The 20,623-nt window shown below is 52.3% G+C and carries 20 protein-coding genes; 12 read left to right on the forward strand and 8 right to left on the reverse strand.

Annotated features, from left to right (window positions below; translation table 11 throughout):
• Positions 1 to 163: 163 nt before the first annotated feature.
• The gene (gene mobB, locus F3J29_RS20480) at positions 164 to 688 is read right to left on the reverse strand and encodes a molybdopterin-guanine dinucleotide biosynthesis protein MobB (protein ID WP_166868860.1); all 525 of its coding nucleotides are present in this window, start codon (positions 686 to 688) and stop codon (positions 164 to 166) included.
• Positions 670 to 1,254 carry a molybdenum cofactor guanylyltransferase MobA gene (gene mobA, locus F3J29_RS20485; protein ID WP_166868861.1) on the reverse strand — a complete coding sequence of 195 codons (585 nt, stop codon included), beginning with the start codon at positions 1,252 to 1,254 and terminating at the stop codon, positions 670 to 672. Before mobA ends, mobB begins: the two co-directional genes overlap by 19 nt.
• 73 nt (positions 1,255 to 1,327) lie before the next feature.
• Between mobA and F3J29_RS20490 the strand changes: the two genes are divergently transcribed.
• The 3 genes from F3J29_RS20490 (at position 1,328) to dsbA (ending at position 3,320) form a co-directional block, all read left to right on the forward strand.
• Entirely contained in the window at positions 1,328 to 1,597 is a 270-nt protein-coding gene (locus F3J29_RS20490) for a YihD family protein (protein ID WP_039289114.1), read from the forward strand.
• 85 nt (positions 1,598 to 1,682) lie between these two features.
• Complete coding sequence (locus F3J29_RS20495) at positions 1,683 to 2,669, forward strand: serine/threonine protein kinase (protein ID WP_166868863.1); 987 nt, start codon at positions 1,683 to 1,685, stop codon at positions 2,667 to 2,669.
• 27 nt (positions 2,670 to 2,696) lie between these two features.
• The gene (gene dsbA, locus F3J29_RS20500) at positions 2,697 to 3,320 is read left to right on the forward strand and encodes a thiol:disulfide interchange protein DsbA (RefSeq protein WP_039299051.1); all 624 of its coding nucleotides are present in this window, start codon (positions 2,697 to 2,699) and stop codon (positions 3,318 to 3,320) included.
• Between the two features lie 15 nt (positions 3,321 to 3,335).
• Here dsbA and yihG read toward each other — a convergent pair whose 3' ends face one another.
• Entirely contained in the window at positions 3,336 to 4,244 is a 909-nt protein-coding gene (gene yihG, locus F3J29_RS20505; protein ID WP_166868865.1) for a 1-acylglycerol-3-phosphate O-acyltransferase, YihG family, read from the reverse strand.
• Between the two features lie 446 nt (positions 4,245 to 4,690).
• On the opposite strand from yihG, the gene polA reads away from it, so the two are divergent.
• On the forward strand, positions 4,691 to 7,480 hold the full coding sequence (polA, locus tag F3J29_RS20510) for a DNA polymerase I (protein WP_166868867.1): 2,790 nt from the start codon (positions 4,691 to 4,693) through the stop codon (positions 7,478 to 7,480).
• 165 nt (positions 7,481 to 7,645) lie between these two features.
• Positions 7,646 to 7,693, forward strand: coding sequence for a small protein SpfP (gene spfP / locus F3J29_RS22970; RefSeq protein ID WP_071892919.1), 48 nt, complete (start codon positions 7,646 to 7,648; stop codon positions 7,691 to 7,693).
• 120 nt (positions 7,694 to 7,813) lie between these two features.
• Here spfP and yihA read toward each other — a convergent pair whose 3' ends face one another.
• A complete protein-coding gene (gene yihA / locus F3J29_RS20515) occupies positions 7,814 to 8,449 on the reverse strand; it encodes a ribosome biogenesis GTP-binding protein YihA/YsxC (RefSeq protein ID WP_166868869.1) in 636 nt (211 codons plus the stop codon).
• A gap of 449 nt (positions 8,450 to 8,898) precedes the next feature.
• Between yihA and yihI the strand changes: the two genes are divergently transcribed.
• Both yihI and hemN read left to right on the forward strand, forming a co-directional pair.
• Positions 8,899 to 9,414, forward strand: a complete 516-nt coding sequence (gene yihI, locus F3J29_RS20520; RefSeq protein ID WP_166868871.1) for a Der GTPase-activating protein YihI — start codon at positions 8,899 to 8,901, stop codon at positions 9,412 to 9,414.
• 190 nt (positions 9,415 to 9,604) lie between these two features.
• Positions 9,605 to 10,978 (forward strand): oxygen-independent coproporphyrinogen III oxidase, encoded by a 1,374-nt coding sequence (gene hemN / locus F3J29_RS20525; protein WP_166868873.1) that lies wholly within the window; start codon positions 9,605 to 9,607, stop codon positions 10,976 to 10,978.
• A gap of 28 nt (positions 10,979 to 11,006) precedes the next feature.
• On the opposite strand, the gene F3J29_RS20530 is transcribed toward hemN, so the two are convergent.
• From F3J29_RS20530 to glnA, 4 genes are all read right to left on the reverse strand, one after another.
• Positions 11,007 to 11,129: a YshB family small membrane protein gene (locus tag F3J29_RS20530; RefSeq protein ID WP_008457389.1), complete on the reverse strand. Its 123-nt coding sequence runs from the start codon at positions 11,127 to 11,129 to the stop codon at positions 11,007 to 11,009.
• 112 nt (positions 11,130 to 11,241) lie between these two features.
• On the reverse strand, positions 11,242 to 12,657 hold the full coding sequence (gene glnG, locus F3J29_RS20535) for a nitrogen regulation protein NR(I) (RefSeq protein ID WP_166868875.1): 1,416 nt from the start codon (positions 12,655 to 12,657) through the stop codon (positions 11,242 to 11,244).
• A gap of 8 nt (positions 12,658 to 12,665) precedes the next feature.
• Entirely contained in the window at positions 12,666 to 13,715 is a 1,050-nt protein-coding gene (gene glnL / locus F3J29_RS20540; RefSeq protein WP_008457392.1) for a nitrogen regulation protein NR(II), read from the reverse strand.
• Positions 13,716 to 13,974: 259 nt separating this feature from the next.
• Complete coding sequence (gene glnA / locus F3J29_RS20545) at positions 13,975 to 15,384, reverse strand: glutamate--ammonia ligase (protein WP_039289129.1); 1,410 nt, start codon at positions 15,382 to 15,384, stop codon at positions 13,975 to 13,977.
• Positions 15,385 to 15,760: 376 nt separating this feature from the next.
• Between glnA and typA the strand changes: the two genes are divergently transcribed.
• The 5 genes from typA to fabY all read left to right on the forward strand — a co-directional run bounded on the left by typA (position 15,761) and on the right by fabY (position 20,614).
• On the forward strand, positions 15,761 to 17,587 hold the full coding sequence (typA, locus tag F3J29_RS20550; protein WP_166868877.1) for a ribosome-dependent GTPase TypA: 1,827 nt from the start codon (positions 15,761 to 15,763) through the stop codon (positions 17,585 to 17,587).
• A 148-nt stretch (positions 17,588 to 17,735) separates the two neighbouring features.
• A complete protein-coding gene (gene yihX / locus F3J29_RS20555) occupies positions 17,736 to 18,332 on the forward strand; it encodes a glucose-1-phosphatase (protein WP_166868879.1) in 597 nt (198 codons plus the stop codon).
• Positions 18,329 to 19,201: a virulence factor BrkB family protein gene (locus F3J29_RS20560; RefSeq protein WP_166868881.1), complete on the forward strand. Its 873-nt coding sequence runs from the start codon at positions 18,329 to 18,331 to the stop codon at positions 19,199 to 19,201. Before yihX ends, F3J29_RS20560 begins: the two co-directional genes overlap by 4 nt.
• On the forward strand, positions 19,198 to 19,635 hold the full coding sequence (gene dtd, locus F3J29_RS20565) for a D-aminoacyl-tRNA deacylase (protein ID WP_008457399.1): 438 nt from the start codon (positions 19,198 to 19,200) through the stop codon (positions 19,633 to 19,635). The genes F3J29_RS20560 and dtd overlap by 4 nt, the downstream gene beginning before the upstream one ends.
• Before the next feature lie 37 nt (positions 19,636 to 19,672).
• Positions 19,673 to 20,614, forward strand: coding sequence for a fatty acid biosynthesis protein FabY (fabY, locus tag F3J29_RS20570; protein ID WP_166868883.1), 942 nt, complete (start codon positions 19,673 to 19,675; stop codon positions 20,612 to 20,614).
• The last annotated feature ends 9 nt before the right edge of the window (positions 20,615 to 20,623 follow it).

Consider the following 20,623-nt stretch of genomic DNA (forward strand, 5'->3'; position numbering starts at 1 on the left):
TCGGGAACGGATTTGCACAGCCGGAGGCTGCCCGAAGGGTGACGGGCAGGACAGCCCGGCATACAACTGCCAGGCATCAAATTAGCATTAACCCCGACCGAAAGGCCGGGGTTTTTTGCTTTTTGTAGATTAAAACATGCCGCAAGTGGCATGTTTCTCCCCGTTACTGCAAATTTACCCATTCATAGATAAAATCAGCAATATCCTCTACATTATTAAGATCCAATACAGGGACAGAAGCCGTGAGCGGAGTATCGCTGGCTATCGCAATGACATGCGGATCGATCTCTAATGCTTCAGCTTTATGGCCAGTTTCCTGCCTGAATAAAAGAATCTTCGCCACGGCTTCATGTTTGAAACCTTCGACCAGAATTAAATCCAGTTTGCGGTTATCCATTCTTGAGGCGAGATAATGCAAATCCACATTAGGTTCTTCAGGGGTTTCCGTCATTAATGCCCAGCGTTTTCGGCTGGCGACAATGGTCTGTGCGGCGCCAGCTTTACGGAGCTCATAGCTATCCTTCCCTGGTTTATCCACATCCATATCATGATGCGTGTGCTTAATGAGTCCGGGCCTGATACCTTTGTCCAACAGAAGCGGAATAAGCTGCTTCAATAATGTGGTTTTTCCTGTCCCGCTCCAGGCCGCAATAGCCAGTAAAGGCGGCGTTATTCTTTTTTCTGCCATTGTGAAAGCTCATCGAGAGTATTTATATTGGTAAAACAAGCAGCCTGGCCATCAAAAGTGACTGAATGCCCCCCTACGCTAAGTAAGAAATGCATCACTCGCCTTTCGCCAGCGAGAAGATATTTTCTTAGCGGTAAATGAAGTGAATGATGAAGCAAGGCTACGCCAGGATGATCCCGTAGACCATCATTTGCCCATATTGCCAATGCGTTCCCACGCGCTTGCCAGAGCGTGTGGGCAAGATCGACGGGAATATTGGGGGTATCGCAAGGGCAGAATAGCAGCCACTCACTTTCAGTTTGTTCCATCACGGCTAACATACCGGCCAGCGGTCCCTGGTAATCACTCATTGAATCCTGAATAACCGAAATCCCGCTTTGCTGATAAATTTCAAGGTTCCTGTTGGCACTGATTACAATATCACCGACCTGAGGTTTTAATGCTTTGAGGACGTGCTGGAAAAGTGGCTGACCGTTAAGCAGGGCTAACCCCTTATCATTGCCGCCCATCCTGCTTCCCCTGCCACCTGCTAATACAACGCCGGTGACTTCTGTTAATCGCTGCACGAATATCGCCTCTTTTAATGTGGGTTTGAGCCTGCTAACGTGTTGCCTTTCACATGTGATAAGGAACACCAACATGAAATGTAAGCGCCTGAATGAACTTCTTGAACTGCTTCAGCCTGCATGGCAGAAAGAACCTGATCTCAACTTGATACAATTCTTGCAGAAATTGGCCGCTGAGTCAGGCTATCGCGGTGAACTGGCCGATCTCACTGACGATGTACTGATCTACCATCTGAAAATGCGCGATTCTGCAAAGGATGATGCGATCCCGGGCCTTAAAAAGGATTATGAAGAAGACTTCAAAACGGCATTGCTGCGTGCTCGCGGTGTCATTAAGGAGTAAAAGAGTAAAAGCTTGTAAGCCGAAACACTTAAGCGGCTTTGAAATGTTATCCTGAAAGCATTCGTATTTACTTCCGGTTGCCGGGATGACAGACACCGCATTTAATTTCCAGACGCTACATCCGGATACTATCCTCGATGCTCTTTTTGAACAGGGTATACGGGTGGATTCGGGGCTGACGCCGTTAAACAGTTTTGAAAACCGCGTTTACCAGTTCCAGGATGAAGAGCGCCAACGTTTTGTCGTGAAGTTTTATCGCCCTCATCGCTGGTCAGCGGCGCAAATTGAAGAAGAGCATCAATTTGCGCTGGAACTGCAGGCCGATGAGGTGCCTTTAGCCGCACCTCTTCACTTTGCAGGAAAGACCCTCCTCCATCATCAAGGGTTTATGTTTGCCGTGTTTCCTAGTTTGGGTGGGCGACAATACGAAACCGATAACATCGATCAAATGGAATGGGTGGGCCGTTATCTTGGCCGCATTCATCAAACGGGTCGTCAGCAGCTCTTTCAGCATCGCCCAACCTTTGGCCTGGATGAATATCTTTTCCAACCGCGCGAGTTATTTGAATATAGCGAGCTTATTCCCCGCGCCCTTAAGAAAGATTTTCTGGCGGCAACGGATGCGCTGATAGAGGAAGTTAAACGCACCTGGCACACTGATTTTGAACCACTGCGTCTGCACGGCGATTGTCACCCTGGCAATATCCTCTGGCGCGATGGGCCGCTGTTTGTTGACCTCGATGATGCCCGTAATGGTCCAGCTGTGCAGGATATCTGGATGTTGCTTAATGGCGATAAAGCCGAACAGCGCATGCAGTTAGAAACCATTATTGAAGCTTATGAAGAATTTTCATCATTTGATACCAGTGAGCTAACTCTGATTGAACCGCTGCGCGCTATGCGCATCGTCTATTATCTCGCGTGGCTAATGCGACGCTGGGATGATCCCGCATTCCCCCGAAATTTCCCGTGGTTTAATGAAGAAGATTTCTGGAGAAGACAGACTGTAACTTTTACAGAGCAGGTCCGGGTTCTGCGAGAACCACCATTACAATTAACGCCAATGTATTAATCAGTAAAATTCAGGAGAGAGTTGATTATGAAGAAGATTTGGCTGGCGCTGGCGGGTATGATCCTGGCATTTAGCGCTTCTGCTGCACAATTTACCGACGGTAAGCAGTATGTCACCCTGGATAAGCCGGTTGCCGGTGAACCACAGGTATTGGAATTTTTCTCATTCTATTGCCCACATTGCTACCAGTTCGAACAGGTTCTTCATGTTTCTGACAACGTGAAGAAAAAGCTGCCGGAAGGCACCAAAATGACCAAGTACCACGTTGAGTTCCTCGGCCCATTGGGCAAAGATCTGACTCAGGCGTGGGCCGTCGCGATGGCTCTGGGTGTAGAAGATAAAATATCATCCCCAATGTTCGAAGCGGTTCAGAAAACACAAACCGTGCAGAATGATGCCGACATCCGCAAAGTGTTCATCGACGCGGGCGTGAAACCGGAAGAGTATGATGCGGCCTGGAACAGCTTTGTGGTGAAATCTCTGGTTGCTCAGCAAGAGAAAGCGGCGGCCGATCTTCAGCTGCAGGGCGTGCCGGCTATGTACGTCAACGGTAAATATCAGCTGAACATGCAGGGAATGGACACCAGCAGCATGGATATCTTCGTGCAGCAGTATGCTGACACGGTGAAATACCTGGTTGAGAAGAAATAAGATTAAAAAAGCCGGTCATTGACCGGCTTTTTTGTCCCCAGCGAGCAGCGTTTCCAGTTGTTTATCTTTCTCGCTCCACAGCATATTTAGCCAGAGCTGGAAACGGCGCTTAAAGCTTTTATCGTTCACATAATCCCCATGCAGTTCTTCAGTAATTGGCACTAAAGAAACCCGCACAACGATTTTTGTCATTTTGCCTGAAAGCATATCGTAAAACGGCAGAAGACTATTCTCCGGGTAACACAGCGTGACGTTCAGCATCTTATCAAACTGCTTGCCCAGCACATTCATCGCCATTGCTATACCGGCCGCTTTCGGCGGTAGCAGGTAGTTAAACGGCGAGCGGGTCTGCTTCTTTTTCTCTGGGGTGAAGCGTGAGCCCTCAACGAAATTCACAATAGTGGTAGGGTGAGCACGAAACTTCATACATGAACGACGCGTCGTTTCGACATCTTTACCCCTGCGTTCCGGATGACGCAGCAAATAAGCCCTTGAATAGCGTTTCATAAACGGCATATCCAGCGCCCAGCAGGCCAGTCCCATAAAAGGAACCCAGGCGAGCTGCTGTTTAAGAAAATACTTATTCATGGGGATATGTTTGCGGAATAACACGCAAAGGATCACGATATCTGCCCAGCTCTGATGGTTGCTGATTAACAGATACCAGTTCTTTTTATTCAGACCGTCTAATCCTTCGACATCCCATTTCAAATAAGGATTGAGGCGTAGTAGCAGTGCGAGTCCTTCGCACCAGCAATACATCATGAAATCAGCAAATACCGAGATAGAGCGCCAGATAGCCGGAACGGGCAGCATTAGCTTAACGATCCCGGCCAGAATGATAGGAACAGAGCAGGCGATCGTGACCAGAATAGTCAGTGCAATACTTAACACTAATGTGATCGCGGCGAGTAATCTCGACATAGGTAATGTTTTTGCAGGTTAGGGTGTATGGAATGCTGGTATTAACGGCAATAAGGGGCGGATCTTATCAGAAAACCTATAATGACGACTCGCCAAATGAACAGGATTTTCACCGATCGCATTTATGGGGAGAACGGTAGCCCGTTTTTCTTACTCGTCTGAGTATATATCCACATCAAACGATCGTTGGTTAATTCAGTAAGGCTAAACTAACATTCATTTAACTTACTGAATTTAAAATGTATTTAATAGACTAATGATAAAAATAATGCCATAAAATTAGTTAGTTAAAAAAATATACACAAAGTTATCCACAAAAACGATCTCACGTAGGATCTCCCGATCCTGGAATTCTTTTCAGCATATTGCGCCCAATAGTTCATGTTTTTGGCCAGGCTATGGCATCCTTTAGCAATACATTAATCACAGGCATGGAACGGAACATTATGGTCCAGATCGCAGACAACCCGCTTATCCTCGTTGATGGCTCTTCCTATCTTTATCGGGCATATCACGCCTTCCCACCGTTGACCAACAGCCGTGGCGAGCCAACAGGGGCGATGTATGGCGTACTGAACATGCTGCGTAGCCTGATTTTGCAATATCAGCCGACGCACGCTGCAGTGGTGTTTGATGCCAAAGGCAAAACGTTCCGTGATGAGCTGTTTGAGGACTATAAATCGCACCGCCCCCCAATGCCGGACGATCTCAGAGCGCAGATTGAGCCGCTGCACGCGATGGTTAAAGCGATGGGGCTGCCTTTACTGGCTGTGTCAGGCGTTGAAGCTGATGACGTTATCGGTACGCTGGCGCTGGAGGCTGAAAAAGCCGGCCGTCCGGTATTGATCAGCACCGGTGATAAAGACATGGCGCAGCTGGTGACGCCGGGCGTGACGCTGATTAACACCATGACCAACACCATTCTCGGGCCGGAAGAGGTACTGACCAAATACGGCGTACCTCCGGAGCTGATTATCGACTTCCTGGCGCTGATGGGTGACTCTTCGGACAACATCCCTGGCGTACCGGGCGTGGGTGAAAAAACGGCTCAGGCGCTGCTTCAGGGGCTGGGTGGGCTGGATACGCTTTACGCCAACCCTGAAAAAATTGCCGAACTCACCTTCCGTGGCGCGAAAACGATGGCCGCTAAGCTGGAGCAAAGCAAAGAGCTGGCCTACCTCTCCTATAAGCTCGCCACCATTAAGACCGACGTTGCGCTGGAACTGGGCTGCGAGCAGCTTGAAGTCCAGCAGCCGGCGGCAGACGAACTGCTGACACTCTTCAAGCAGTATGAATTCAAACGCTGGATAACCGACGTAGAGGCCGGGAAATGGATGCAGGCCAAAGGGGCTAAGCCGGCCGCACAACCGCAGAAAGCCAGTGAGGTTGAAGCCGAACCTGAAGTGCCAGCCAGCCAGCTCTCTTATGACAACTACGTCACTATCCTGGATGAGAGCGTACTGCTTGAATGGATTGAGCGGCTGAAAAAAGCGCCGCTGTTTGCGTTTGATACCGAGACCGACAGCCTGGACAACGTCAGTGCCAATCTGGTCGGGCTTTCCTTTGCGACAGAACCGGGTGTGGCCTGCTATATCCCCGTTGCGCATGACTATCTCGATGCGCCGGAGCAAATTTCTCGCGAGCGTGCGCTGGAGCTACTTAAGCCGCTGCTGGAAGATGAGAAGGCGCTGAAAGTCGGGCAAAACCTGAAATACGACCGCGGCATCATGCAAAATTATGGCATTGAGCTGCGGGGCATCGCTTTTGACACCATGCTGGAATCCTACGCGCTGGAAAGTAAGCCGAATCAGAAATTTGATATGGATAGCCTTGCCGATCGCTGGCTGAAGCACCAAACGATTTCGTTTGAAGAGATTGCCGGCAAAGGCAAAAAACAGCTGACCTTTAACCAGATCGATTTAGAAACTGCCGGGCGCTATGCGGCAGAAGATGCCGACGTCACCCTGCAGCTGCATCTGAAGATGTGGCCGAAGCTCGAGAAGGTTGCAGGCCCGTTGAACATCTTTAAAAACGTCGAAATGCCGCTGGTGCCGGTGATTTCACGCATTGAACGCAACGGTGTGAAAATCGACCCGGCTATTTTGCATGCGCATTCTGGCGAGTTAACTAAGCGCCTTGCCGAGCTTGAATCTGAAGCACACGAAATTGCTGGTGAGAAATTCATGCTAACCTCCACTAAGCAGCTGCAAACCATTCTGTTTGAAAAAATGGGGATAAAGCCGCTGAAGAAAACGCCTGGCGGCGCGCCTTCTACCTCTGAAGAAGTGCTGAAAGAATTGGCATTAGACTATCCGATCGCAAAAATTATTCTCGAGCATCGTAGTCTGGCAAAGCTCAAGTCAACCTATACTGACAAGCTGCCGAAAATGATCTCGACTAAAACACAACGCGTTCACACGTCTTACAATCAAGTTGGTGCAGCTACGGGGCGTTTTTCTTCCTCCGACCCAAACCTGCAGAACATTCCTGTTCGCAACGAAGAAGGGCGCCGTATTCGCCAGGCCTTTATTGCACCTGAGGATTACGTGATTCTTTCTGCGGACTACTCGCAAATTGAACTGCGCATCATGGCTCACCTCTCCCGCGATAAAGGCCTGTTAAGCGCCTTTGCCGAAGGGGAAGACATCCACCGCGCCACCGCTGCGGAAGTGTTCGGCGTGTCGCTTGAAAGCGTCACCGGTGAGCAGCGCCGCAGCGCGAAGGCGATTAACTTTGGTCTGATCTACGGCATGAGCGCACATGGCCTTTCCCTCCAGCTCAACATTCCGCGTAAAGAGTCACAAAAGTATATGAATCTCTACTTCGAGCGTTATCCGGGCGTGCTGGAGTATATGGAAAGCACTAGGGAGAAAGCAAAGGAGGTAGGCTTCGTTGAAACACTGGAGGGGCGCCGCCTATATTTGCCGAATATTCGTTCCGAACAGGCCAAATTACGTGAGGCAGCGGAACGTGCCGCGATTAACGCCCCGATGCAAGGTACCGCCGCCGATATCATCAAACGCGCGATGATCGCCGTCGACGCATGGCTGGAGACAGAAAAGCCACGCGTGAAAATGATCATGCAGGTGCACGATGAACTGGTGTTCGAAGTGCATAAAGATGATGTGGAAGCGGTGTCTAAAAAGGTGCATGAGCTGATGGAAAGCAGCATGAAGCTCGACGTGCCGCTGCTGGTGGAAGTGGGCAGCGGCAAGAATTGGGATGAGGCGCATTAACAGACAGTTGCTCAGGTCATGTTTTTGTAACTAAGCAACATAAGTCATAGCTTTTTGTGATGATGCTTCAAGAATGTGATGCAAAAAGTGAAAAAAAACTACAAAAAATGCTTTTTTGAGCGATTAAAAAGGAGTAAAGTTATTCACGTAGGGTACAGAGGTAAGATGTTCTATCTTTCAGACCTTTTACTTCACGTAATCGGATTTGGCTGAATATTTAGCCGCCCCAGTCAGAAATGACTGGGGCGTTTTTTATTGCGCGAAAGAAAAGAAAAACGCGGCCTGAGCCGCGTTGTGAGCTGAGAGTGACTGGGCGATCCTTGAAGGGGCGAATTACTCTTCAGCCGCTTCTTCTTCCACCGCAGGTGGAAGATCGTTGTACCAGCTATCCAGCTTCAGGCGCAGTTTATCCACGCCGGTTTTCTTCAGGGAAGAGAACGCCTCAACCTCGATATTTCCGCCAAACGCCAGAATCGCTTCACGCACCATGTTCAGCTGCGCTTTACGCGCGCCCGATGCCAGCTTATCGGCTTTAGTCAGCAGCAGCATGACTTCGATATTGCTGGCTACGGCCCACTCAATCATCTGCTGATCGAGATCTTTCAGCGGATGACGGATATCCATCAGCACAACCAGGCCTTTCAGGCTGTTACGCTTTTGCAGGTATTCGCCCAGCGCGCGCTGCCATTTGTGTTTCACCTCTTCCGGGACTTCGGCGTAGCCGTAGCCCGGTAAGTCTACCAGGCGTTTGCCTTCGGCAACTTCGAACAGGTTGATGAGCTGAGTACGGCCAGGCGTTTTACTGGTACGCGCCAGGCCTTTCTGATTGGTCAGCGTATTCAGCGAGCTGGATTTCCCCGCGTTAGAGCGGCCTGCGAAAGCAACCTCAATACCGGTATCAGAAGGCAGATGGCGAATGTCCGGTGCGCTGAGCACGAACTTAGTCAGTTGATAGTTCCAGTTTTTCAAAACGGTTGTCTCCGTCAGGTAAGCATTTGCCGGGGATTATACCTGAACGCGCAGAAAACGCCGTGTTTCTCGCCAGAAGCAGAAGGCTTACAGCGGAGTGGATCGATTTTGTAAGCCATTTGCCACAGGAAATGGCAGATATTCCGGTGAATGTTGGCAGCTATTTTTTTAAGAGTACTTTATTTTCAAATAATTAAATGATTGGTTCATCGCGGGGGAAGCCGCAAGCGTCAGCGGCTACCTTGTTAACGACAAGCGTAGCGGTAAAGTGAGTACGTCGGCGAGGGAAGGACAGGGTTGTCTCAGGCTAACATGGAAAATTTGCCCCTTTGCGGGGGCCAGAATAAGAAAAAGGCGGCGGGTTAACCTGTCGCCTTTTTTCTTTGCTTGCTTTCTGCTAGATTCCGCCGCAATTCTATACTGAATAAAATGGCTTAAGACGACTTATCATGAAGCAACCAAACTCGGCACCACAAGGTAAAAAACCGGCAAAAGCACGCCGTAAATCGCGCGAAGAAATAGATCAGGAAGCGCGTGAGCGTAAGCGCCAGAAAAAACACCGCGGCCACGCAGCGGGGAGCCGTGCGAATGGTGAAAGCCAGGCAAAAGGCGGCAAATCATCGGGTCAGGCGAAAGACCCCCGCATTGGCAGTAAAAAACCAATTCAACTGGGCGTAACCGATGCAGCACCGGTCGCTAAACAGCACAAACCGAAGAGCGAGAAACCTATGCTAACCCCACAGGCTGAGCTGGATATGCTGGAAAACGATGAACGCCTGGATGGGCTGCTGGAGCGTCTGGAAGCGGGCGAAACCCTGAGCAAGGAAGAGCAGTCCTGGGTGGATGCGAAGCTCGATCGCATCGACGCGCTGATGGAACAGCTCGGCATCGCCTGGGAAGACGATGAAGAGGAAGAAGAGGAAAAAACGGATGATTTGATGCGTCTGCTGAAGGGCGGTAACTGACGTTTACTCCTATGGGATTACCTGTTCTTCTTATGGTTATTCCGCTGGTGTGTTATCTGCTGTGGTTATTCGTTAAACTACGGCGGCTGTCGCGGCTGCAGAATTCGCTGCGGCGAAGGGTTATGGCTCGTGGAATGAGCGGGCCAGCTTCGCTTCGTCGACGCCGGCGACAACACCGCAAGGAGTGAGTATGTCTGAGCAGTTAATCGACTGGGATCTGGCTCTGATCCAGAAATATAATTATTCAGGGCCGCGTTACACCTCTTATCCAACCGCGCTGGAATTTTCTGAAGCCTTTGGCGAACCGGCATTTTTGCAGGCGGTTGCCCGTTACCCGGAGCGGCCGCTGTCGCTTTACGTGCATATCCCGTTCTGCCACAAGCTTTGTTATTTCTGCGGCTGCAATAAAATTGTGACCCGCCAGCAGCACAAGGCCGACCAGTATCTCGATGCTCTGGAGCAGGAAATCATCCACCGTGCGCCGCTGTTTGCGGGCCGGCAGGTTAGCCAGCTGCACTGGGGAGGCGGAACGCCAACTTATCTGAGCAAAGCGCAAATAAGCCGCCTGATGGCGCTGTTGCGTGGCAATTTCCATTTTAATGATGACGCGGAACTGTCTATTGAAGTTGACCCGCGTGAAATTGAACTGGATGTGCTCGATCATCTTCGGCAGGAAGGCTTTACCCGCCTTAGCATGGGCGTTCAGGACTTCAATAAAGAAGTACAGCGCCTCGTCAACCGTGAGCAGGACGAAGAATTTATCTTCGCGCTGATCGCGCGTGCACGTGCGCTAGGATTTACTTCTACCAACATTGACCTGATTTACGGCCTGCCAAAGCAAACGCCGGAAAGCTTTGCCTTTACGCTCAAGCGCGTGGCCGAGCTAAGCCCGCATCGCCTCAGCGTTTTCAACTATGCGCATCTGCCAACATTATTTGCCGCCCAGCGTAAGATCAAAGACGATGATTTACCGAGCGCGCAGCAGAAGCTGGATATTCTGCAGGAAACCATCGCTTCGCTGACCGGTTCTGGTTACCAGTTTATTGGGATGGATCACTTTGCCCGCCCGGATGACGAACTGGCGATTGCTCAGCGGGAAGGCAAACTACACCGTAATTTCCAGGGGTATACCACTCAAGGGGATACCGATCTGCTGGGGCTTGGCGTGTCGGCTATTAGCATGATCGGTGACTGCTATGCGCAGAACCAGAAAGAGCTTAAACGTTATTATCAGCAGGTGGATGAGCAGGGCAATGCGCTGTGGCGTGGCCTGGCGCTCACGCGGGATGATTGCATTCGCCGGGATGTTATCAAGGCGCTGATTTGCAACTTCCAGCTTAACTTTGCCGACATTGAACAGGCATGGTCGCTGACGTTTGCGGAGTACTTTGCCGAGGACTTAGGCCTGCTGGCGCCGCTGGCGAAAGATGGGCTGGTGGAGGTCAGTGAGCAGGGGATTCAGGTGACCGGCAAGGGACGCCTGCTTATTCGCAACATTTGCATGTGTTTTGATGCCTATCTGAGGCAAAAGGCGCGCCTGCAGCAGTTTTCCAGAGTGATATAAAAAAGGCGGGGTTTCCCCGCCTTCTCTTTTAGCTAAAGAAGCTCACCAGTAACGCGCACATCACCGCGGCTACTGCCGTCTGCGGCGAATGGCCAGCGGCTGCCCCAGCTTCAGCGCCGCGCGTTACCATATGAATCACGGATTCCAACATAACGGACTCTCCTGCCTGAACGCGCCCGATCATACTTAACCCGGCGCGACAGTAAAGTACAAAATAGCAGCAGTTTATGGGCTAAATCGCTTCTTTACAAAATGGCCGGACGTTATTCCATTCCCAACTCTTTTAGCTTACGAGTCAGCGTGTTCCGCCCCCAACCCAGCAGGCGAGCCGCTTCTTGTTTATGCCCCTGAGTATGCCTCAGCGCAGTGGTTAGCAGCGTGCGTTCCATTTCCGGCTGAGCCTCAGAAAGCAGATCCTGATGACCGGAACGTAACGCCCGTTCCGCCCACTGTGCCAGCAGCATGGCCCAACTGTCCGGGTTGGTCTGCGTGACACCGCCGTTTTCCGCCACCGTGGTTTCAAACAGCTCGCTGGGGAGATCCTGAATCAGGACTTCCTGGCCTGCCGCCATGACCGTCAACCAGCGACAGGTGTTTTCCAGCTGGCGTACGTTGCCGGGCCAGGTGAGGCGGGTTAAAGCGTTTTCCGTTTCCGGGTGCAGCAGTTTTGCTTCTACGCCCAGCTCGCGCGCGGCCACTTGCAGGAAATGGCGTGCCAGACGCGGAATATCTTCCCTACGCTCGCGAAGCGGAGGCAGGTGTACACGAATCACGTTCAGGCGATGGAACAAGTCCTCACGAAACTTACCTTCCTGCACCCGCTGCTCAAGGTTCTGGTGGGTTGCCGCAATGATGCGAACATCCACTTTTACCGCCGCGTAGCCGCCTACGCGGTAAAACTGGCCGTCGGCCAGCACGCGCAGCAAACGAGTCTGAACGTCCAGCGGCATATCACCTATTTCATCGAGAAACAGCGTGCCGCCGTCGGCCTGTTCGAAGCGCCCCTGGCGAATCTGGTTGGCGCCGGTAAAAGCCCCTTTTTCATGCCCGAACAGCTCTGATTCGATCAAATCTTTGGGAATTGCCGCCATGTTGAGTGCGATAAACGGCGATTTCACCCGAGGGCTGTGGCGATGCAGCGCGTGTGCCACAAGCTCTTTACCGGTTCCCGACTCGCCGTTAATCAGCACGCTGATGGACGAGCGGGACAGGCGGCCAATAATACGAAACACGTCCTGCATCGCTGGGGCTTCACCGATAATATCGGTTGTTGGCCCGTTATCCGGCGCATTTCGCGGCTGCTGCTGCTCCTGATAGTGGCTGATAGCGCGTTCAACCAGCGCTACCGCTTCGTCGATATCAAACGGTTTTGGCAGATAATCGAAAGCCCCCTGTTGATAGGCGCTGACGGCCGCGTCTAAATCCGAATGTGCGGTCATGATGATGACCGGCAGCATCGGGTGGCGCTGCTTAATCTGCTTTAACAGGGCAAGACCGTCCATGCCAGGCATACGAATGTCCGACAGCAGCACGTCCGGAGTTTTGGTCGCCAGCGCGTCCAGCACTTCATTGCCATTCTCAAAGGCGGTGCAGCTTAATCCGGCGCCGGTTAACGCGCGCTCAAGAACCCAGCGGATGGAGCTATCGTCGTCAACGACCCAAACTATCCCTCGTTGCATAATGACCTCTACTTCCGAATAGGCAGGTAAACCGAAAATTCGGTATGACCAGGCCAACTGTTGAATTCGATTTTCCCCGAATGCTGGTCGATCAGGCTACGCGCTATGGAAAGACCCAGCCCGGTGCCGCCTTCTCGTCCACTGACCATCGGGTAGAACAACGTGTCCTGCAAATGTGCCGGGATACCCGGGCCGTTATCTTCAATATCTATGCGTGCCGCGAGGCGATAGCGCGAACCGTGCAGCGTCAGTTGAAAAGCTGTGCGGGTGCGTAAAATAATTTCGCCCCCTTCGCTGCCCAGAGCCTGCAGCGCATTACGAACGATATTCAGTAAAACTTGCTCAATTTGGTCTGGATCGTGGGCAAACTCTGGCAAGCTTGGATCGTAATCCCGTACAAGAGTGACGTTATCCGGCAGCTCCATTGACACGAGTTTCACCACGCGTTCGGCAACTTTATGAATGCTTTCGGTGACGTGCATCCCCGGCTGCTGAGGCCCTAACAGGCGATCGACCAAATTACGTAGGCGGTCCGCCTGCTCAATAATGACTTTGGTGTACTCCGTCAGCGACGGATCGGGGAGCGCTTTACTCAGCAGTTGCGCCGCGCCACGTAAGCCGCCTAACGGGTTTTTAATCTCATGCGCAAGGCCGCGGACTAAATCTCGGGCGGCAATCTGCTGCGCGTGCTGCAGCTGTTCCTGACTCAATCGGCGCTGATTATCCATCGGCGCCATTTCCATCAGGATGTACCCTTCCGGCAACTTTTGCGCCGTCAGAGAAAGAATGTGCGATCGGCCATCAATGACCAGCGTTACCTCGTTGTCGGTAAACCCCTGGCCTGCCATCAGGCTTTCCTGCATGACGCCAATATTCAACGAGAAATAACTCAATAGATCCGGCAAAGGTGTGCCGTACAGCTTGCGTGAACTCTGCGCCAGCAGCTGCTGAGCCGCAGGGTTGGCGTAGTGAACCGCCAGCTCGTCATCCACGAGCAGGATGCTGTTGATGAGAGAATTCAGAATCTGCCCAGCATCGGGCAGCGCGCCAGTTGCCATACAGCAGTCTCCGTGCACCGTTTTAGTGCATTATAGTCTTTGAGTGACAAAAAACAGCGTCACAGGGGGATCCGATGGAGAAAAAAGCCCATCCGAAGATGGGCCAAAGTTTCCACGGCAACAAAAACTCCTAACGCCCTTCGCGCTACAGTTGCGTTGGCTGCCCTCACTCACCCTGGTCACATAGTTATCTATGCTCCCAAGGATTCACTCAGTTGCCGTCTTACTGCAACACGAAACTCGTTGGATTTCTAAATTATTAGACGCTGTAGTACAGCTCGAACTCTACCGGATGCGGAGTCATGCGCACGCGGTCGTTTTCTTCAATACGCAGCGCGATGTAAGCATCGATCGCGTCGTCGGTGAATACGCCGCCCGCAGTCAGGAACTCACGGTCTTCGTTCAGTGCATTCAGTGCTTCTTCCAGAGAGCCAGCAACCTGTGGGATCTCTTTCGCTTCTTCTGGCGGCAGGTCATACAGGTTTTTATCCATGGCTTCGCCAGGGTGGATCTTGTTCTTAATGCCGTCCAGACCCGCCATCAGCAGCGCTGCGAAGCACAGGTATGGGTTAGCCGCTGGGTCCGGGAAGCGCACTTCGATACGACGTGCTTTCGGAGACGCAACCACCGGGATACGGATAGAAGCAGAACGGTTACGGGCAGAGTAGGCCAGCATAACTGGTGCTTCGTAGCCTGGGACCAGACGCTTGTAGGAGTTGGTGGTTGGGTTCGCCAGGGCGTTGATCGCTTTAGCGTGTTTGATAACCCCGCCGATGTAGTACAGCGCTTGCTCAGACAGGCCAGCATATTTGTCACCGGAGAACAGGTTTACGCCGTTCTTGGACAGGGACATGTGGCAGTGCATGCCGGAACCGTTATCGCCAAACATTGGTTTTGGCATAAAGGTCGCGGTTTTGCCGTAAGCGTGAGCCACGTTATGTACAACGTATTTGTAGATCTGAATTTCGTCAGCTTTTTTGGTCATGGTGTTGAAGCGGGTAGCCACTTCGTTCTGACCAGCGGTCGCCACTTCGTGGTGATGAGCTTCAACAACCAGGCCCATCTGCTCCATGGTCAGACACATCGCAGAACGCAGGTCCTGAGAAGAGTCGACCGGTGGCACTGGGAAGTAACCGCCTTTCACCGCTGGACGGTGGCCTTTGTTACCGCCTTCGTATTTGGTGCCGGTGTTCCATGCGCCTTCGATATCATCGATAGCTACGTGGGAGCCGGAGATAGAGCTGCCGAAGCGAATGTCGTCGAACAGGAAGAATTCTGGCTCTGGCCCGAACAGAACGGTGTCTGCGATGCCGGTAGAGCGCAGGTAGTCTTCAGCGCGTTTTGCAATAGAACGCGGGTCACGGTCGTAGCCCTGCATGGTGCCTGGCTCGAGGATGTCACAGCGGATAATCAGGGTAGAGTCCGCGAAGAACGGGTCGATAACCGCCGTCGTTGGGTCTGGCATCAGCACCATGTCGGATTCGTTGATACCTTTCCAGCCACCAATCGAGGAGCCGTCAAACATTTTGCCTTCTTCGAAGAAGTCAGCATTTACCTGATGAGCAGGAATAGTGACGTGCTGTTCTTTACCTTTAGTGTCGGTAAAGCGCAGATCAACAAACTTAACTTCATGCTCATTCAGCATCGTCAAAACGTGTTCAGCGGACATACTTAAACTCTCCCGGATTGGTGTAGTCGTCGTGGTAACGAGGTAATCAAACACTTCTTAATGTGGCTTTTCGCCATAAAATGTTTAAAGCGAAATCTGTGCCAACTTTTAAATCACCCTAAAAAGGCGCTATCATGCGCACCATAGTGCAAAAGGGCTGCACCAGGATGAATAATTTGCACCAATATAGTGCTTCAGTATGAAACCTGAGCACCATATTGGTGCAATTTACGTTATGGCTCCCTTTTTAGCTCCGTGAAAGCGATCACAAACCCTTACTTTCTGCATTGTTTGTAAAGGTTCTTTGTGATCCTGTTCTGTCCTTCGATTAATACGTGTACAATAACGCGCTATTTCTAATGCCTGAGGCAAAGTTGTGATCGAAAATCTGCGTAATATCGCCATCATCGCGCACGTTGACCACGGTAAAACTACCCTGGTTGATAAGCTGCTGCAGCAATCTGGTACTTTCAGTAACGAACGTGCTGAAGCCACTGAACGCGTGATGGACTCCAATGACCTGGAGAAAGAGCGTGGGATTACCATCCTCGCTAAAAACACCGCTATCAAATGGAATGACTACCGTATCAACATCGTTGATACCCCAGGACACGCCGACTTCGGTGGTGAAGTTGAGCGCGTAATGTCGATGGTTGACTCCGTTCTGCTGGTGGTTGACGCAATGGATGGCCCAATGCCGCAGACGCGCTTCGTAACCAAGAAGGCGTTTGCCCATGGTTTGAAGCCGATCGTGGTTATCAACAAAGTTGACCGCCCTGGCGCGCGTCCTGACTGGGTTGTGGATCAGGTCTTCGACCTGTTCGTTAACCTTGATGCGACCGACGAGCAGCTCGACTTCCCAATCATCTATGCATCCGCACTGAACGGCATCGCGGGTATGGATCACAATGATATGGCAGCGGACATGACGCCACTGTACCAGGCCATTGTCGATCGCGTACCGGCCCCGAACGTTGACCTCGACGGTCCACTGCAGATGCAAATCTCCCAGCTGGACTACAACAACTACGTTGGCGTTATCGGCATCGGCCGCATCAAACGCGGCAAAGTGAAGCCAAACCAGCAGATCACTATCATTGATAGCGAAGGGAAAACCCGTAACGGTAAAGTCGGTAAAGTGCTGACCCACCTGGGCCTGGAGCGTATCGAGTCTACCGAAGCTGAAGCTGGCGACATCATCGCTATCACCGGCCTGGGCGAACTGAACATCTCCGACACCATTTGCGATCCGCAAAATGTTGAAGCGCTCCCGGCGCTCTCCGTAGATGAGCCTACCGTTTCCATGTTCTTCAACGTCAACACCTCTCCGTTCTGCGGTAAAGAAGGTAAGTACGTGACCTCTCGTCAGATTCTTGATCGTCTGAACAAAGAGCTGGTTCACAACGTTGCGCTGCGCGTTGAAGAAACCGAAGATGCGGACGCATTCCGCGTTTCCGGTCGTGGTGAACTGCACCTGTCTGTTCTTATCGAAAACATGCGTCGTGAAGGTTTCGAGCTGGCGGTATCCCGTCCGAAAGTTATCTTCCGCGAAATCGACGGCCGTAAACAAGAGCCGTTCGAGAACGTGACGCTGGATATCGAAGAGCAGCATCAGGGTTCCGTGATGCAGGCGCTCGGTGAGCGTAAAGGCGACCTGAAAAACATGAATCCGGACGGCAAAGGCCGCGTGCGTCTTGATTACGTTATCCCAAGCCGTGGTCTGATCGGCTTCCGTAACGAATTCATGACCATGACCTCCGGTACCGGTCTGCTGTACTCCACCTTCAGCCACTATGACGATATTCGTCAGGGCGAAGTGGGCCAGCGCCAGAACGGCGTGCTGATCTCTAACGGTCAGGGTAAAGCGGTTGCGTTTGCGCTGTTCGGTCTGCAGGATCGCGGCAAGCTGTTCCTGGGCCACGGGGCTGAAGTTTACGAAGGCCAGATCATCGGTATTCACAGTCGTTCTAACGACCTGACCGTAAACTGCCTGACCGGTAAGAAGCTGACCAACATGCGTGCTTCCGGTACTGACGAAGCGACCACCCTGGTTCCTGCGCAGAAAATGACCCTGGAGCAAGCTCTGGAGTTCATCGATGACGACGAACTGGTAGAAGTGACTCCGCTGTCCGTGCGTATCCGTAAGCGCCACCTGACTGAAAACGACCGTAAACGTGCGGGTCGTGGTAGCAAAGAAGCTTAAGTTTCTTTTCTGCAGTCTGCTGAAGCCCTGCCTGTAAAGGCGGGGCTTTTTTATTTCTGCCTCAGAATGCGTATCCTCACCTTCCTCTGATAGTCAAAGTCAGCCTTTCCCGCTACAGTTATTTCTCCATGTCGGAAAGGAGGTGCGCATGCTGTATATCTTTGATTTAGGTAACGTCATCGTTGATATCGACTTTAATCGCGTGCTCGGCGTCTGGAGCGATTACAGCCGGGTGCCGTTAGCCAACCTGCAGAAAAGTTTCGCGATGGGAGAAACCTTCCATCAGCACGAACGTGGGCAGATAACGGATGAAGTGTTTGCCGAACGCCTGTGCCACGAAATGGACGTGGCGCTGAGCTACGAGCAGTTCGCCGCGGGCTGGCAGGCTATTTTTGTCGGCCTGCGCAAAGACACCATTGGCGTCATGCAGAAGCTGCGCGAGCAGGGGCATCGCGTGGTGGTACTTTCCAATACCAACCGCCTGCATACCGGTTTCTGGCCTGATGAATACCCGGAAGTAGCGCAGTCGGCCGATAAAATTTATCTCTCCCAGGAAATGGGGATGCGCAAGCCGGACGCGGAAATCTACCTTAAAGTGCTGCAGGAGGAAGGCTTCTCTGCCGATCGGGCCGTATTCTTCGACGATAATGCCGACAACATTCAAGGCGCCCGAGCGTTGGGCATCACGAGTATTCAGGTGATCGACAAGCAGACTATCCCGGACTGGTTTGCTAAACAGGGATGATGAAAAGCGTGCCCCGTAAAACCGCACATCGCCTCAGGCCGCTCTGGGCCTGGGGCAAACTGCTGTGGCAGCGTATCGACCAGGATAACATGACGACCCTGGCGGGTAACCTTGCCTATGTGTCATTGCTGTCTCTGGTGCCGCTGGTGGCGGTTGTCTTTGCGCTGTTTGCCGCCTTCCCGATGTTTGCCGATATCAGCGTTCAGCTGCGCCATTTCATCTTTGCCAATTTTATGCCTGCAACCGGCGACGTGATTCAGCGCTACATCGAACAGTTTGTCGCGAACTCCAGCAGGATGACGGCGGTGGGAGCCATCGGGCTGATCGTCACCTCTCTGTTGCTGATGTATGCCGTAGACAGCGCGCTGAACACCATCTGGCGCAGTAAGCGCGTGCGGCCGAAGGTGTATTCCTTTGCTATTTACTGGATGATTCTGACCCTTGGCCCGCTGTTGGCCGGGGCCAGCCTGGCGATAAGCTCTTATCTGCTGTCTCTCCGCTGGGCCTCAGAACTCAACAGCATGCTTGATGAAGTCCTGCGCATTTTTCCTCTGCTGCTTTCCTGGCTTGCGTTCTGGCTGCTCTACAGCCTTGTGCCGACGGCCAGCGTACGGGCAAAGGACGCCATAATAGGCTCGCTGGTTGCCGCGTTACTGTTTGAACTGGGCAAAAAGGGCTTTGCCCTCTATATCACCATGTTCCCCTCTTACCAGCTGATTTACGGCGTGCTGGCGGTGATCCCCATATTATTTGTCTGGGTCTACTGGACCTGGTGTATTGTGTTGCTGGGGGCGGAAATCACCGCCTCGCTGGGCGACTACCGTAAATTGCGACAGGCTGCAGAGCAGGAAGAACTGGAAGAACAATGATTGCATTAATTCAGCGCGTAACCCGTGCCAGCGTCACCGTGGAGGGTGAAGTGACGGGTGAAATTGGTCCCGGACTTTTGGTGTTGCTGGGTGTCGAAAAAGAAGATAACGAACAGAAAGCGAATCGCCTCTGCGAGCGTGTATTAGGCTATCGAATTTTCAGCGACGAGCAGGGCAAGATGAACCTGAACGTCCAGCAGGCGGGCGGAAGTCTGCTGGTGGTGTCTCAATTTACGCTGGCGGCGGACACGGAACGCGGGATGCGTCCGAGCTTCTCCGGTGGCGCGGCGCCACAGCAGGCTGAAGCCCTGTATGAATATTTTGTCGAGCGCTGCAAACAACAAGGCATCGACGCCCCAACCGGGCGATTCGCCGCCGATATGCAGGTTTCGCTAATTAATGACGGGCCGGTGACGTTCTGGCTGCAGGTGTAACCCTCGCCATCCGGCTCGCGCAACGAGAGAACAATTTATGTATCACCTTCGTGTGCCACAAACAGAAGAAGAACTAGATCGTTATTACCAGTTCCGCTGGGAAATGTTGCGTAAACCCCTGCACCAGCCAAAAGGTTCCGAGCGCGATGCCTGGGATGCAATGGCTCATCACCAAATGGTGGTCGATGAAGAGGGCAATACCGTTGCCGTGGGCCGCCTTTATATCAATGCCGATAACGAAGCTGCGATTCGCTTTATGGCGGTGCATCCGTCGGTCCAGGATAAAGGCTTAGGGACGTTGGTGGCGATGGCGCTGGAGTCCGTGGCGCGACAGGAAGGCGTTAAGCGTGTGACCTGCAGCGCACGTGAAGATGCCGTTCCATTTTTTTCCAAGCTGGGCTTTGTGAATCAAGGGGAAATCACTACGCCGCAAACCACGCCGGTACGCCACTTCCTGATGATCAAGCCTGTCGCTACGCTTGACGATATCCTTCACAGGGGCGACTGGTGCGGGCAGCTTCAGCAGGCCTGGTACGAACATATTCCGCTGAGCGAGAAAATGGGCGTGCGTATTCAGCAATATACCGGGCAAAAATTCATCACTACGATGCCGGAAACGGGAAATCAAAACCCGCACCACACGCTTTTCGCGGGGAGTTTGTTCTCGCTGGCCACGTTAACCGGCTGGGGGCTTATCTGGCTGATGCTGCGTGAACGCCATCTGGGCGGGACAATTATTCTGGCCGATGCCCATATCCGTTATAGCAAACCAATCACAGGAAAACCGGGGGCAACGGCTGACCTGGGGTCGCTGAGTGGCGATCTGGACAGGCTGGCCCGGGGCCGCAAAGCTCGCGTAGCGCTTGAAGTCGAGCTTTACGGCAATGACACGCTCGGTGCAGTGTTTGAGGGTGTCTATCTGGTGCTGCCTGCCAGGCCGTTTGGCCCTCTGGAAGAGGGCGGAAACGAAGAGGAATAGGTCAGGATG

The organism is Enterobacter sp. Cy-643 (assembly GCF_011752815.1).
GTDB lineage: Bacteria > Pseudomonadota > Gammaproteobacteria > Enterobacterales > Enterobacteriaceae > Cedecea.